This is a genomic window from Olleya sp. Hel_I_94 (assembly GCF_007827365.1).
Lineage (GTDB): Bacteria > Bacteroidota > Bacteroidia > Flavobacteriales > Flavobacteriaceae > Olleya.
Genome location: NZ_VISI01000002.1, coordinates 2,542,375 through 2,558,270, shown reverse-complemented (window position 1 = coordinate 2,558,270; position 15,896 = coordinate 2,542,375). Strand labels below are relative to the sequence as shown.

Annotated in this window: 13 protein-coding genes; 4 read left to right on the top strand and 9 right to left on the bottom strand. The window is 32.5% G+C overall.

The genetic code is table 11. The annotated features are described in order from the left end of the window. Nucleotides 1–3 precede the first annotated feature (3 nt). From JM82_RS14605 to uvrC, 5 genes are all read right to left on the bottom strand, one after another. Nucleotides 4–786, bottom strand: a complete 783-nt coding sequence (locus JM82_RS14605; protein WP_145005659.1) for a DUF3108 domain-containing protein — start codon at nucleotides 784–786, stop codon at nucleotides 4–6. Between the two features lie 144 nt (nucleotides 787–930). Then, on the bottom strand, nucleotides 931–2,094 hold the full coding sequence (hppD, locus tag JM82_RS14600) for a 4-hydroxyphenylpyruvate dioxygenase (protein ID WP_145005656.1): 1,164 nt from the start codon (nucleotides 2,092–2,094) through the stop codon (nucleotides 931–933). 140 nt (nucleotides 2,095–2,234) lie between these two features. Next, entirely contained in the window at nucleotides 2,235–3,395 is a 1,161-nt protein-coding gene (locus JM82_RS14595) for a homogentisate 1,2-dioxygenase (RefSeq protein ID WP_145005653.1), read from the bottom strand. 338 nt (nucleotides 3,396–3,733) lie between these two features. Continuing rightward, nucleotides 3,734–5,968, bottom strand: a complete 2,235-nt coding sequence (locus JM82_RS14590) for a patatin-like phospholipase family protein (RefSeq protein WP_145005650.1) — start codon at nucleotides 5,966–5,968, stop codon at nucleotides 3,734–3,736. Continuing rightward, nucleotides 5,965–7,758: an excinuclease ABC subunit UvrC gene (gene uvrC, locus JM82_RS14585; protein WP_145005647.1), complete on the bottom strand. Its 1,794-nt coding sequence runs from the start codon at nucleotides 7,756–7,758 to the stop codon at nucleotides 5,965–5,967. The genes JM82_RS14590 and uvrC overlap by 4 nt, the downstream gene beginning before the upstream one ends. A 148-nt stretch (nucleotides 7,759–7,906) precedes the next feature. Between uvrC and JM82_RS14580 the strand changes: the two genes are divergently transcribed. From JM82_RS14580 to JM82_RS14565, 4 genes are read left to right on the top strand one after another with little or no spacing between them, the layout of a single operon-like run. Then, nucleotides 7,907–8,329 carry an ATP-dependent zinc protease gene (locus JM82_RS14580; RefSeq protein ID WP_145005644.1) on the top strand — a complete coding sequence of 141 codons (423 nt, stop codon included), beginning with the start codon at nucleotides 7,907–7,909 and terminating at the stop codon, nucleotides 8,327–8,329. Further along, nucleotides 8,330–9,208, top strand: a complete 879-nt coding sequence (gene rimK / locus JM82_RS14575; protein WP_145005641.1) for a 30S ribosomal protein S6--L-glutamate ligase — start codon at nucleotides 8,330–8,332, stop codon at nucleotides 9,206–9,208. A gap of 3 nt (nucleotides 9,209–9,211) precedes the next feature. Beyond that, the gene (locus JM82_RS14570; RefSeq protein ID WP_145005637.1) at nucleotides 9,212–10,180 is read left to right on the top strand and encodes a succinylglutamate desuccinylase/aspartoacylase family protein; all 969 of its coding nucleotides are present in this window, start codon (nucleotides 9,212–9,214) and stop codon (nucleotides 10,178–10,180) included. Between the two features lie 6 nt (nucleotides 10,181–10,186). Further along, nucleotides 10,187–10,750: a 5-formyltetrahydrofolate cyclo-ligase gene (locus JM82_RS14565; RefSeq protein ID WP_145005633.1), complete on the top strand. Its 564-nt coding sequence runs from the start codon at nucleotides 10,187–10,189 to the stop codon at nucleotides 10,748–10,750. Here JM82_RS14565 and JM82_RS14560 read toward each other — a convergent pair. The 4 genes from JM82_RS14560 to ileS form a co-directional block, all read right to left on the bottom strand. Next, complete coding sequence (locus JM82_RS14560) at nucleotides 10,747–11,373, bottom strand: lipoprotein signal peptidase (RefSeq protein ID WP_145005630.1); 627 nt, start codon at nucleotides 11,371–11,373, stop codon at nucleotides 10,747–10,749. The genes JM82_RS14565 and JM82_RS14560 overlap by 4 nt on opposite strands. 23 nt (nucleotides 11,374–11,396) lie before the next feature. Beyond that, nucleotides 11,397–12,023, bottom strand: coding sequence for a DUF4097 family beta strand repeat-containing protein (locus JM82_RS14555; RefSeq protein WP_145005626.1), 627 nt, complete (start codon nucleotides 12,021–12,023; stop codon nucleotides 11,397–11,399). Between the two features lie 76 nt (nucleotides 12,024–12,099). Beyond that, the gene (locus JM82_RS14550; protein ID WP_145005623.1) at nucleotides 12,100–12,483 is read right to left on the bottom strand and encodes a TraR/DksA family transcriptional regulator; all 384 of its coding nucleotides are present in this window, start codon (nucleotides 12,481–12,483) and stop codon (nucleotides 12,100–12,102) included. Nucleotides 12,484–12,487: 4 nt separating this feature from the next. Continuing rightward, nucleotides 12,488–15,895: an isoleucine--tRNA ligase gene (gene ileS / locus JM82_RS14545; RefSeq protein WP_145005620.1), complete on the bottom strand. Its 3,408-nt coding sequence runs from the start codon at nucleotides 15,893–15,895 to the stop codon at nucleotides 12,488–12,490. Nucleotide 15,896 lies beyond the last annotated feature (1 nt).

The following is a 15,896-nucleotide window of genomic DNA, read 5'->3' as shown; positions in this document are numbered from 1 at the left end:
TAATTAGTCTACAATAATTTTGAAGCTGTGCTTTAATCCTTTATAGGCTTCTAAATCTGCTCTTAACGATCCCACAGCTAAATCTGCTTTAATACGTAAAGGTATTTTATTTTTATCATTAGACACCCAAAGCGTTAAACTTTCTTCTTCTTTAAAAACACGTCCAGCCATTACATATGGTCTAAACATAAGTGTTTCAACAGTTCCAAAGTTTGTACTTAGATTTTCTTTTCCTAAAAATTTTAGCTTAAAACCATAGTTCTCTTCGTCAAAAAACATATCCAATTTAATTTCGTCACCAACTTTAAGTGTACTTGTATCTAATTTATTTCTTAAATAATAAAACGTAGACACCATATCTTGTACATTTGGCTTTGTTGTAAGTGTCTTTTTTGTATCGTGTTTTTTGTTATAAACTAGCGCTTTTTTATTGGCTTGATCAAACTCGATTTCGATATTTTTTTTGTGTCCACCTTCATCAATATCTCTGATAAACTTGTAAGGCAAAATTGTGTTTTTATCAAAATAGCTTTCGTAACGATCCTCTACTTTAAAAAACCATTTAATCATTCCGGTTGTCCAACCTTTTCCAACGACATGAAATACTGGTTTTCCGTTAAGTGTAGTTTCCTTTACTTGAAGGGTAGCGTTACCAGCTTTCATCCAACCACTATAGCTCATTTTAAATTTAAACCATTCGCCATCTTTAAAAGCAGGTTCTTGTTGGAAAGCAAAAGACATGCTAGCGGTAAATATTGCTAATATTATAAGTATTTGTTTTTTCATAACTATTGTAATTATATAACTTAATTTTTAAGTTACAGATTATATTATAACTTATAATACAATTACTATTCCAAAAGTATAAAACAAAAAAATGCCATCTGAGTATTTGATGGCATTTTTTTGTTACTAAACTATAAAATTTTGTTAAAGTGTTCCTCGTTTAGCTTGCTCTCTTTCAATAGATTCAAACAACGCTTTAAAGTTTCCTGCCCCAAAACCTTGTGCTCCCATACGCTGTATGATTTCGAAAAACAGTGTTGGTCTATCTTCTACTGGTTTTGTGAAAATTTGAAGTAAATAGCCTTCCTCATCTGCATCAATCATAATTGATAACTTTTGAAGCTCACTGATATCTTCTTTCATCATTTCCATATGCACACCTAAACGGTTTGGTATATCGTCATAATACGCTTGTGGTGGTGGTGGTAAAAACTCGATACCTCTTGCTTTAAGCTGAGATACTGTTTTAATAATATCATCCGTTGCTACTGCAATGTGTTGTACTCCTGATCCTTCGTAGAAGTCTAAATACTCCTCTATTTGAGATCTTTTTGCAGCTTTTGCAGGCTCGTTAATTGGGAATTTGATACGTCCATTACCATTACTCATTACTTTGGACATTAAAGCAGAATATTCTGTATGGATTTGCTTGTCATCAAAAGATAAGAAATTAACAAATCCCATAACGTCTTCATACCATTTTACCCAAGTATTCATCTCTCCCCAACCTACATTACCAACCATGTGGTCAATGTATTTTAATCCAACTGGCTCTGGATTATAGTCGCTTTTCCACTCTACAAATCCTGGTAAAAATTGTCCATTGTAGTTTTTACGCTCTACAAACATGTGTACTGTTTCTCCGTAAGTATAAATTCCAGCTCTTATTACTTCACCAAATTCGTCTTTTTCAACGACTGGTTCCATGTATGATTTTGCACCACGTTTTGTAGTTTCTTCGTAAGATTTTCTAGCATCTTCTACCCATAATGCCACAATTTTTACACCATCACCATGTTTTACAATGTGGTCGTTAATTGGTGACTTACTGTTTAATGGTGTTGTTAATACTAAACGGATTTTGTCTTGCTTTAACACATAACTTACTGAATCTTTTGATCCTGTTTCCAACCCTCTGTATGCATGAGATTGAAAACCAAATGCTGTTTTATAAAAATGCGCTGCTTGTTTTGCGTTACCAACATAAAACTCTACATAATCTGTTCCTAAAAGTGGCAAGAAATCTTGTGCACCTTCAAATATTTTTTCTAAACCGTAGTCTACTGATTTTACTTCTTTTTTACTCATAATACTTTATATAGAAGAAAGAATATAGCAACAAGAACAAAAGATTATGTGGTTATTAAATAACACTTTAGTAGTCTTTTAAAATTCTTGAATTTTTAATTCGATCTTAATTAATTATTGTTTTGAAATCTTTTTTAATTTTAATGGTCTAGCCACGATTTGTAATAGTCTTCGTCTGCTATTTTAAGTGCTTCCTCAGTGACCATTAATGGTTTAAACGTGTCTACCATTACTGCTAGCTCGTCTGTTTTTACTTTCCCAATGCTACGCTCTGTTGCTCCTGGGTGTGGACCATGTGGTATTCCTGCTGGATGCAAGGATATATGTCCTGCATCAATATCGTTTCTAGACATAAAATCTCCGTCAACGTAATACAATACCTCATCACTATCTATATTACTATGATTGTAAGGTGCAGGAATACTATCTGGATGATAATCGTACAGTCTTGGCACAAAACTACAAACAACAAATGCATCTGTCTCAAAAGTTTGGTGCACTGGTGGTGGTTGGTGGATACGTCCTGTTATGGGCTCAAAATCATGGATTGAAAACGCATATGGATAGTTGTAACCGTCATAACCTACAACATCAAAAGGGTGTGTTGCATAAACCATTTCAAAAATATCGTCTTGCTTTTTAACTTTTATTAAAAAGTCTCCTTTTTGGTCATGTGTTTCTAATTCTTGTGGTTGTCTTAAATCACGTTCGCAAAATGGCGAATGCTCTAATAATTGTCCAAACCAATTACGGTAACGTTTGGGTGTGTAAATTGGTCTTTTAGACTCGACAATAAACAAACGATTATCCTCAGTGTCAAAATCCATTTTATAAATTACACCTCTTGGTACTAAAAGATAGTCTCCGTATTTGAAGTCTAGGTTACCTAAGTGTGTGCGCAGTTTTCCGGTACCTTTGTGGACAAAAATAAGCTCGTCTGCGTCTGTATTTTTATAAAAATAATCTGTTGTTGATTGTTTTGGTGCTGCTAAAATGATACTACAATCGCTGTTTATAAGTACTGTTTTACGAGATTGTAAATAATCGTTTTCTGGTTTGACTTGAAACCCTTTTAAACGGTAGGATTGTATGTGGTTTTTTTTAGCAATTTTTGGTGCAACACTGTATTGTTTTTTAATTTCCTTTACCTGTGTTGGTCTATGCTCGTGATAGGAGTTTGTTGACATACCGTCAAATCCTATGGTACCAAATAACTGTTCTGCGTACAATGTCCCGTCCGCTTTTCTAAACTGTGTGTGTCTTTTTGGTGGTATTTTTCCTAGTTTATGATAAAATGGCATTTTGTTATAGTTTTAAATTGAAAAAAATAACGTCTAAGAAACTTGTGACGCTTTACTAAATGCTTAACAAGGAAGAAAGATCACTCTGGATTACGCTTAATCAAGAATTTTAAATGTGATAATAAATCGCTCCAAATTGTCTTCATAGTGTAACAAATATCGTAAAATTTTATGAGTTTAGGAAGTGTTTTTAAATTGAAAAAAGAGACCGTTGCGCCTAACCTTGCGTTAAGGGTAGTAATGGCATCCTTTTTTTGCTGCCATATATGGCAAAAAAAGATATAATGGATGACCTGGTTGTATTTAAACCCTTAAAGGTTTAAGTACAAAACGCCCAATTAAAACCAATACCCTAAGTTAAAAAACCAATAGCTTTGTTTAGTCTCTGGAGAGATGGTATACTTAGCTTCTATGGGACCCAAGAAGGATTCAAACGAATAACCTACTGCGTATCCTGAATATTCTGGCCATGAAAACCAATCTGTACCATCAAACAACCTGTCTTCTACATTGGCATAGTTTGCTGCTACCATTATGTGATTTTTAGGTAAAAACTGATAATCTAAACTTACGCCTCCTTTAATGTAAGAATCTGCTGCTATGGACAGAAAATCGTATCCGTAAAAGGGTTTAAAATTATTGATAAAATTATTACCATAACCACCTAGTACAAAGTCTAAAAAGCGATTTGCTTTAGGGTTTATTTTAAATCCTCCATCTGTGACTAAGTTAAATGATAATTTATCTGATACTTTGAAAGCATATCCTAACTCTGCTTTTAGAATTGTAAATGGAGAAAATGTGCTTGAAAAATCTGAGGAATACACATAGTGATTACCTTGCGCAGAGAAAAGCACGCCTTCTGTTGGGAAGTATTTACTATCGTAGGTATCGTATTTTAATTCTCCAAAAAGACTGACATAGTTACTGTTTTCAAATAGTGTTTCTTTTTCATCTTCTGAGGATAAAATAGTTTCGGTTTTTACTCTTAATTTTTTATGCTCAACACCTAGTGACAATACTAAATCATTTCTAAAAAGGGTTTGTAGGTAAACTTGGTTATTAAAGTCTGAGAGCTCGGCATTTATTTTATTTACACCTGTTGTGTTAATTTGTGTTGGTGTTAAAAATGCGTTAGCTACAATGCCCTGACTAAACTCGTTATACCTTGATTTTAAACCAACACTCCAATATATCCCTTTATCTATAAAGTAATCCAAGTTGTACCTAACGTGGTCACCTATTATAAAATCCATTGACACTACATCGTTTTTTAATAAAAATTGCTTTTTAGTTATGTTGGCCAAAATTGCACTTTTATATAAATCATCGTAGTGTAATCCTAATTTTAAAAAGGTTGCTTTTTTAGTTTCAGACACATTGGTAATTATCTTATAAGTATTGTCTTGTTCTGGTTTTAACTCGTAAAAAAAGCTATCAAAGTTATTGGTTGCTACAATATTGTTAGCGCCTTCTGATAGGTCGTTGTATGAAATTTTGCTGTAAGGTCTGATTTTTAATTTTCCTAGGATGTAAGATCTTGTGTATTTATCTATTCCGTTAGTTTCTATATAATTAATTTGTAAACTATCTGGAGACAGGTCTGTTTGCTTTTTACTTGGTGTGTAATGTTGCTTTGCTTTTAATTGTTTTAAAACATCTATTTCTTTTTTTGCAGCAACTTCTCCATTGTGAATTATTTGATTTCCGTCGTCAAAAGACACGACATTAAATTTAGAAATATCTGGTTTAATATAAATATCAGTCATTTTAGACTTGATTTTCATGTCATTAATGGTTCTAAAATTATTTATCTGAAATAAAATTTGTGGTGCTGAAGACAGATCTGTTCTATTGGCTAATCCATCTTGCACGTCTACACCAATAATAATATCCATGCCTTTTGCTTTTAACTCTTTTATTGGGTAATTATTTACAACACCACCATCGATTAACAATTTACCATCAATATCTACTGGTTGAAATAATGAAGGAAAAGCTCCGGATGCTTTAACTGCTTGTGGTAAATTACCTTTATCTAAAATAACTTGCTGACCTGTTTCTACATCTGTAGCAATACAGAAAAAAGGTATTGGTAATTTAGAAAAGTCATCCTCACTACTTACATGAAGCAACAATTTTGTTAATAAATTAAAGGTGTTTTGCCCTTTGGATAATGCTGTTGGCAGCTTTACTTTAAGATGATCAAAGGGTAGTGTTATTGCGTATCTTTCTGAAATTTCTCTTTCATAAGTTGACTTAGCTGATCTTGGGATATTATCATTTAAAATGTCATCAAAATTTACGCCTTTAAAAATAGAATCTAATTGTTTACCTGAATATCCTGAAGCATAAAGTGACCCAATAATTGCTCCCATACTTGTCCCAGCAATATAGTCTACCCTAATCCCTAAACTGTCTACAACTTTTAAAACACCAATGTGAGCAAAACCTTTGGCACCACCACCACTTAGGACTAGCCCAACCTTTGGCTCTGCAGCTTGTGTTTCTTGCGCGTTAAGATTTGTACTTAACGCTAATAATGTTACAATTATAATGTATATCTGTTTCATTCTTTATGGTAATAATTATAAATTTTTGTTGCTCTAGAATTTCCGACAACCTCTTCTAGCTCGTCAATTTTAGCATTTGAAATTCGCTTTGCAGACTTAAATACTTTTAATAATTCTACAATTGTTTTTTCTCCAATACCAGGAATGGTTTCCATTTCTGTATTTAATGCTTGTTTGCTTCGTTTGTTACGATGATGCTCTATCCCAAAGCGATGGGCTTCATTACGTAATTGTTGTATTATTTTTAGTGTTTCTGATTTTTTATCTAAATATAAGGGAATTGGATCGTCTGGATAGAATAATTCTTCTAATCGTTTTGCAATTCCTATAATGGCTATTTTTCCTCTTAACCCTAAAGCATCTAAACTTTTTAAAGCTGAAGATAATTGCCCTTTTCCTCCATCAATAATTATCAATTGTGGTAAAGGTTGTTTTTCTTCTAACAAACGTTTGTAGCGTCTAAATACCACTTCTTCCATTGAGGCAAAATCATCAGGACCTTCTACTGTTTTGATATTAAAGTGACGATAATCTTTTTTACTAGGCTTTCCGTTTTTAAACACAACACAAGCTGCTACTGGATTTGTCCCTTGTATGTTAGAGTTATCAAAACACTCGATATGTCTTGGCTCCTCACCTAATCGCAAATCCACCTTCATTTGTGCCATGATACGATTAGCATGACGATCTGGATCTGTAATTTTTACTTGTTTAAAACGCTCTAATCTGTAATATTTGGCATTTCTAACGGATAAGTCTAAGATATGTTTTTTATCTCCTAATTGTGGAATAGTTACTTTTATATCTTGACCTAAATCTACTTTAAAAGGTACGTAAACTTCTTTAGACCTTGAGTTAAAACGTGCTCGGATTTCTACAATTGCTAATTCTAGTAAGGTTTTATCAGTTTCGTCTAACTTCTTTTTAATCTCTAAAGTATGTGACCTAATAATTGACCCATATGATAATTGCAAAAAGTTAATATAGCCATGACCTGCATCACTAACTATGGAAAACACATCCACATTGCTAATCTTAGGGTTTACAATAGTAGATTTGGCTTGATAGTTTTCTAGAACCTGAATTTTTTCTTTAATTTTTTGAGCTTCTTCAAATTGCATGTCTTGCGCATATTGGCTCATTTGGGCTTTAAATTCGCCTAAAGACTCTTTAAAATTTCCTTTTAAAATTTCTCTAATTGCCTTTATGTTTTGGTTATAACTTTCCTCATCCTCATAACCTTCGCAAGGTCCTTTACAGTTCCCTAAATGATACTCTAGGCATACTTTATATTTTCCTGACTCGATTTTGCTTTCAGCCAAATCATAATTACATGTTCTAATTTGATACAAGCCTTTAATTAAATCTAATAAGGTATAAACCGTTTTAATATTGGTGTAAGGTCCAAAATATTCGCTTCCATCTTTTATATAGCGTCTTGTACTAAATACTCTTGGAAAGCGCTCTTTTTTTATACAAATCCATGGGTAGCTTTTATCGTCTTTTAGTAAAACATTATAACGTGGTCTATGTTTTTTAATTAGGTTGTTTTCTAATAAAAGCGCATCTGTTTCTGTCTGTACAACAATGTGTTTAATGTTAGCAATACGTTTTACTAAAACTCTAGTTTTACCATTTTCGTGAGTTTTTGTAAAATACGAACTTACTCTCTTCTTTAAATTTTTTGCTTTACCAATGTATATTATTGTACCTTCTGTATCAAAATACTGATAAACTCCAGGTGATTCTGGAAGGGTTTTAAGTTGTACATCTAAAGAAGTTTGACTCATCTTACACTTTAAAATCGAAGAAAATTGATAGTTATTCAAAGGTAATTATTTAAAAACAACTTAACCTTTATCGGCTAAATTTTAACCTAAAAATAAATTAATCACGCTTAGTTATTTAGTACCTTGCACCTCTTTTTAAACTTTACACATGACAAAAAAAACCATAGGAAGAACAGACAAAATTAACTTTCCAGTGTTAGATCTTTTTGAAATAGACTGCAAAATAGATACAGGTGCTTACACGTCTGCAATACACTGCTCTCTGGTAGAAGTTAAAGAAGATGGCTTACATTGCACATTTTACAGCAAAGGTCATCCTAATTTTAATAGTAAAACTAAAGTTTTTAAAGATTACACTTTTACTGATGTAAAAAGCAGCAATGGTTTTGTAGAAAACCGTTATAAAATAAAAACAGATGTTGTTTTTTTTGGTAAAACATACAAGATTAACTTAACTTTAAGCACAAGAGACGATATGAGATTTCCGGTTTTAATTGGTAGACAGTTTTTAAAACGAAAATTTTTAGTAGATGTCGATATACAAAACCAATCCTTTAACTATAATAAATAAATGAACATTGTAATTTTATCTAGAAACGCTAACTTATACTCCACAGACCGTTTAGTTGAAGAAGGCGAAAATAGAGGCCACAAAATAGAAATAATAGATCCTTTAAAATGTGATATTATTATTGAAAAAGAAAAACCAACCATCTACTACAAAGATCGTTATTTAGATTATGTAGATGCTATTATACCACGTATTGGTGCTTCAATAACTTTTTATGGTTGCGCTGTGGTAAGGCAATTTGAAATGATGAATGTTTTTACAACAGCATCTTCTGAAGCTATTTTAAGATCTAGAGATAAGCTTAAAAGTTTACAAAGATTAAGTAAAGCCGGAATTGGAATGCCAAAAACGGTTTTTACAAACTACTCTAGAGACGTTGAAGAAGTTATAGAACATGTAGGTGGCGTGCCAGTAATTATTAAATTATTAGAAGGCACACAAGGTTTAGGAGTTGTGTTAGCTGAAAGCAAAAATGCTGCCGAATCTGTTTTAGAAGCCTTTAATGGCTTGGAAGCTAGAGTAATTGTTCAAGAATTTATAAAAGAAGCTAAAGGTGCTGATTTACGTGCACTTGTAGTTGACGGTCAAGTTGTTGGAGCTATGAAACGCCAAGGTAAAGAAGGTGAATTTAGATCTAATTTACATCGTGGTGGAAATGCACAAATTATTAAATTAAGTGAAGCTGAATTAAGCGTTGCAATGAAAGCGTCACAAGCATTGAAGCTACCAGTATGTGGTGTTGACATGCTACAATCGGACAGAGGTCCTTTATTACTAGAAGTTAACTCTAGTCCTGGTTTGGAAGGTATTGAAAATGCTACAGGTAAAAACATTGCTAAAAGCATTATTAATTACATAGAAAGAAATACCAAAAAATAATTGATGCAAACAAACGACGTTTTAGAAATTTTAGGTGAGGCTATAAAACCTGGTCAAAGTGCAGAGGTCAGTTTTAATGTTGCTAAGTTACATACAAGAACTCCAGTAGATGTTCCTATTATTATAGAACGCTCTAAAAAACCTGGTCCTACTATTTTATTTACAGCAGGTATACATGGTGACGAAATTAATGGTATTGAAATTGTACGACAACTAATCTCTAAAGGGATAAATAAACCTAAAATAGGTACCACAATTTGTATTCCAGTACTTAACATTTTTGGTTTTATAAACATGGCTCGGGCTTTTCCTGATGGTCGTGATCTAAACCGTGTGTTTCCTGGAGTAAAAAATGGGTCATTAGCCAGTCGTGTGGCTTACGAGTTGATACATGAGGTTGTACCACATGTAGATTTTATAGTAGATTTTCATACAGGAGGTGCGTATCGTTTTAATGCACCACAAATACGTATTGAAAAAGGCAGCGAAGATGATGATGTAATGGCCGAAATATTTGGAGCACCATTTATTTTATATTCTAAAAACCTTAATAAATCGTTTAGAAACGCGTGCAACAAATTAGGAAAACCCATCTTACTTTATGAAGGTGGAAAATCTTTTGATTTAGACAATACGGTTACTAATACAGGTGTTAATGGTGCAAAACGCATAATGAATCATTTTGGGATGTTACGCAGACAATTTAAGGTTACAGAACCTAAAAAAGAGTGTGTTAAAATAACCGAAAGCTCTTGGATGCGTGCTAAACACTCTGGTATGTTTAAAGCAACTATAAAAGTTGGTATAGAGGTTAAAATAGGTGATGACATAGGAAACATAACAGATCCTTATGGTAAATTTAATCACTTTGTTAAAGCAAAACACTCTGGTTATATAATTAATATTAATCAATCACCTATTGTTTATCAAGGTGACGCATTGTTTCATATCTCTACAGAAGTCTTAAAATAGTTTAAGATGAAAAAGATTGAATTACGAAAAAAATATAAATCACTAAGACGCTTACTTAATCAAGATCAAATTGAAGCACAAAGCATTACTATTGCCAATCAGTTACTAACCCTTCCTATTTGGGATTATAGTTTTTACCATTTATTTTTAACTATCACATCACAACATGAAGTTAATACCGATTATATTTTAAATATCTTATCAGGAAAGGATAAAAACATAGTTGTTTCTAAAAGCAATTTTACCAACAACACATTAACCAATTATTTACTAACAGACGCTACCACATTAAAACTAAGTGATTATAATATCCCAGAGCCAATAGATGGCATTGAGATTTTAAACCATAATATAGACGTCGTATTTTTACCGCTTTTAGCGTTTGATTTAAAAGGAAATCGTGTAGGTTATGGTAAAGGATTTTATGATAATTTATTAGCGTCTTGCAAACCCAACACCCTTAAAGTTGGCTTATCCTTTTTTGAAGCTGAAGCTGAAATTGAAGATGTTTTTGATGGAGATATCCCTATGGATTACTGCGTAACTCCAAAAAAGATTTACATATTTTAATCTTGTTCGTTTTTTGGAAATGCTTTTCCGTTAAAGAAAATTAATATTCCAAAACCAATACTAATTGCAACATCTGCAATATTAAATACAGGTTCAAAAAACGTAAAATAATCACCACCAATTCCAGGAATCCATTCAGGTAAATAGCCTTTCCATAGCGGAAAGTATAACATATCTACAACCTTACCATGTAATAAACTATCATAACCTTGACTAGGTAAAAAAGAAGCAACTTGACTAATACTGTCTTCAAACATAATACCATAAAACACAGAGTCTAAAATATTACCTAAAGCACCAGCAAAAATAAATACTAATGCTAATATTAAAGTTTTAGATTGTTGCTTTTTAATAGTATTAACTAACCAATATCCAATACCAATAATAGCAAAAACTCTAAATACTGTCAAGCTTAATTTTGCTGTTCTATCAGTCATAAATGGTAAAATATCGCTTAGTTTTGTTCCCCAAGCCATACCACTATTTTCAATAAAATAAATTTTAAACCAATTAAAAACAGTTACATCTTCGCCTAAAACAAAGTGAGTTTTTACGTAAATTTTACTTATTTGATCAATAAGTAAAATAACAAAAATTAATGCTGTGGCTTTTTTTAAATTCATAATCTAATTAAACAAAAGTAGTGCTATTTTTTAGTTTTAGTAATCTTTATATCACCATTAATAGTATGACAATTTAGATTATATTTTAAAAATTTAAATTGGGTTAATGCAATCTGTCCTGTTTTGGTAAAAGCTTCTACTTTTGCGTGATCTGTTTCTATATTAATATCACCATTTACTGTATTAATGGAGGCATTTCCTAAAAACTGTTTAAGATTACAATTCCCTTGATTTAATTCAATAAAAACCGATAGATACGTCCCGACCAAATCCACAGATCCAATATTACTTTTAATCTCTAATTTAATGTTTTTGGGCACAAACAATTGATACTCCACGGACATAACCTTGTGCGCACTTAATTTGTCGTTGTCTTTTACAAATAATGGCTGAAATGATGAGGATATATACAATTGCTTGTTTACAATACTGTCAACCATTACTAGTTGATTAGCATGTTCGCCTTCAATCTTCACCTTTAATAAGATAGTATTAGATGGACTATTTGAAACAGTAATATTAAACACATTTTCTCCATCTATTACTATTGTATTAATCACATCTGCATTCCATATTTTTTCAGTACTTTTTTGAGCACATACAGATGTAATTGCTATTAATAGTAATAAAATGGTAGTTTTAAGTTTCAAAAGGTCAAACTATTTTAAATATAAAACGCTTCAAAATATATTGAAGCGTTTATAAAATTAAAGAATATATCTTTTATTATTGTTGCATATTTTTAGCCTCTATACTTAATGTTGCGTGAGGTACTAATTCTAATCGTTTGGCATTTATTAGCTTTCCAGTTACACGACAAACACCATAAGTTTTGTTTTCAATTCTGATTAAAGCATTTTTTAAATCACGAATAAATTTTTCTTGTCTAATCGCTAATGCTGAATTAGATTCTTTACTCATTGTTTCGCTTCCTTCGTCAAACGCTTTAAATGTAGGTGACGTATCATCTGTACCATTATTATGGTCATTCATATACGCACTTTGAATGAGCTCTAAATCATGTTTAGCTTGTTTTATTTTATCTTGAATTAGCACTTTAAATCCTGCTAACTCTTTATCTGAGTATCTAATATTAATATCTGAAGCCATAATTTTAAATTTTTTGTATAAACAGTTTGGTATTTACGTCATCAAAAGCAATTTCTATACCACTATTTAATTGATTAATAATTTTTAGATCATCAGTTAAAGTTTCCGCTTTAATATAATCTAAGTTTGTTTTTACCGCTTGCGTAATGTTAACATCTTCTTGTAATTGTACACTAATTTTATCTGTTACTTCAAATCCAGAGTCTTTACGTAAATTTTGAATACGGTTTACTAACTCCCTAGCTATACCTTCTTCTTTTAAAGCATCTGATATTGTAACGTCTAAAGCTACTGTAATATTACCTTCATTTGCAACTAACCACCCTTCAATATCTTGAGAGGTAATTTCGACATCATCACGTTGTAATTTAACTATTTTTCCATTACAATCAACATCTATTTCTCCTTTTTGTTCAACAATTTTAATATCGTCTGCAGTCATTTTATTTATTGCTCCTGCGATAGTTTTCATGTCCTTACCAAAACGAGGTCCTAACGTTTTAAAGTTAGGTTTGATTTGTTTTACTAATATATCTGATGCATCTTCTAAAAGTTGGATTTCCTTAATGTTTACCTCATGCTTAATTAAATCCGCAACTGCTAGAATTTCTTCTTTTTGTTGTTCCGAATCTATCGGAATCATAATTTTTTGCAACGGTTGACGCACTTTTATTTTTTCTTTAGCTCTTAATGATAGCACTAAAGAAGAGATGGTTTGCGCATTTTCCATTTTACGCTCTAATGATTTATCAACATAACTAGCGTCAAACTTAGGGAACTCTGCTAAATGCACACTCTCAAAAGCCTCTTTATTGGTTACTGAGTTTAAATCTAAATACAGCTTATCCATAAAAAATGGTGCAATTGGCGCTCCTAACTTGGCTATGGTAACCATACAAGTGTATAAGGTTTGATATGCCGAAATCTTATCTGTTTGATAGTCTCCTTTCCAGAAACGTCTTCTGCTTAAACGTACAAACCAGTTACTTACATAATCCTGTGTAAAGTCTGAAATAGCACGTGCTGCTTTGGTTGGTTCATATTCTGCATAATACTCATCAACTTTCTGAATTAAAGTATGCAATTCTGATAAAATCCATCGATCCAATTCTGGTCGCTCTGCTAATGGAATTTCCGCTTCAGCGTAACTAAACTTATCTAAATTAGTATATAAACTAAAAAATGAATAGGTGTTGTAAAGTGTACCGAAAAACTTACGTTTTACTTCTTCAATACCATCTAAATCAAACTTTAAGTTATCCCATGGATTTGCGTTGGATATCATGTACCAGCGTGTTGCATCTGCTCCATAAGTATCTAAAGTTTCAAATGGATCTGTTGCGTTACCTAAACGTTTAGACATTTTTTGTCCGTTTTTATCTAACACTAATCCGTTAGACACTACGTTTTTATAAGCAACCGAGTCAAATACCATTGTTGCAATTGCATGCAAGGTATAAAACCAACCTCTAGTTTGATCCACTCCTTCTGCAATAAAATCTGCAGGAAAAGCTTCGTTATTATCTATTTTTTCTTTGTTTTCAAATGGATAATGCCATTGTGCGTAAGGCATTGATCCAGAATCAAACCAAACGTCTATTAAGTCGCTTTCACGTTGCATTGGCTGTCCACTAGGTGACACTAATACAATACCATCTACAATATTTTTATGTAAATCTAGCTTAGCATAGTTTTCTTCGGAATTGTTTCCAACCTCAAAATCTTCGAATATATCTTTAGCTAAAACACCAGCTGAAACTGCTTTTTGCATTTCGGCCTTAAGCTCTTCAACAGATCCAATACAGATTTCTTCCTTACCATCTTCTGTTCTCCAGATTGGCAAAGGGATTCCCCAATAACGTGATCTAGATAAATTCCAATCGTTTGCATTTGCTAACCAATTACCAAAACGTCCAGTACCTGTTGATTTTGGTTTCCAATTAATGGTATCATTATTTGCTACCATTTTTTCTTTAACATCAGTCACTTTTATAAACCAAGAATCTAATGGGTAATATAGGATTGGTTTATCTGTACGCCAGCAATGTGGATAACTGTGCTTATATTTTTCAACCTTAAAGGCTTTATTTTCTTCTTTTAACTTAATCGCTAGCTCAACATCTATTGATCGTTCTGGAGCTTCGCCATCATTATAATATTCATTCTTAACATACTTACCACCAAACTCTCCCATTTCTGGTCTAAACTTACCTTGTAAATCTACAAGAGGCACTAAATTTCCATTATCGTCTTTTACCAATAATGGTGGTATTTCTGGTGAAGCTTGTTTTGCTACTAAGGCATCATCTGCTCCAAATGTTGGTGCTGTATGTACGATACCTGTACCATCTTCAGTCGTTACAAAGTCTCCAGCAATAACTCTAAAGGCATCTTGTGGATTATCATTTGGTAATGCGTATTGTAATAATTGTTCGTACTTGATACCAACAAGGTCTTTTCCTTTAAATTCTTTTACAACATAAAAAGGGATTTGCTTATCACCATCTTTATAGTCTAAAAGTTCTGGTTTAGTCTGTACTTGATTAAACGATTTTCCTGCAAATTGTTTAGCAACTAAAGCCTTAGCCATAATTACATTAATAGGCTTAAATGTATATTGGTTATACGTTTCCACCAAAACATAATCTATTTTTGGGCCAACCGTTAATGCTGTATTACTTGGCAATGTCCAAGGTGTAGTAGTCCATGCTGTAAAATGGATATCGCCTTCGTTTTGTAAAAAGTCTGGTAATGTACTTTCAATAGCTTTAAACTGAGCAACAATAGTTGTATCTGTTACATCTTGATATGCTCCAGGTTGATTAACCTCATGAGAGCTTAAACCTGTTCCTGCTTTTGGAGAATATGGTTGAATAGTATACCCTTTGTACATTAACTTTTTAGAGTAAATCTCTTTTAAAAGCCACCAAACGGTTTCCATATATTTAGGCTCGTAGGTGATATATGGATCTTCCATATCTACCCAATATCCCATTTTTTGAGTTAGGTCGTTCCAAACATCAGTATAACGCATGACCGCTTTACGACAGGCTGCATTATAGTCTTCCACCGAAATAGTTTTACCAATATCTTCTTTGGTAATACCCAGTTCTTTCTCTACACCAAGTTCTATTGGTAAACCGTGAGTATCCCAACCAGCTTTACGCTTAACCTGAAAACCTTTCATGGTTTTGTAACGTGGAAAAATATCTTTTATAGCTCGTGCTAAAACGTGATGTACTCCTGGCAATCCGTTAGCTGAAGGTGGTCCTTCAAAAAACACGTAAGGCTCTGCGTTTTCACGAGTTGTTACACTTTTTTCAAAGATGTTATTGTCCTGCCAATATTTAAGAATTTCTTCTGCTACGTTTGGTAAGTTAAGTCCTTTATATTCAGTGAATCCTGCGCTCATT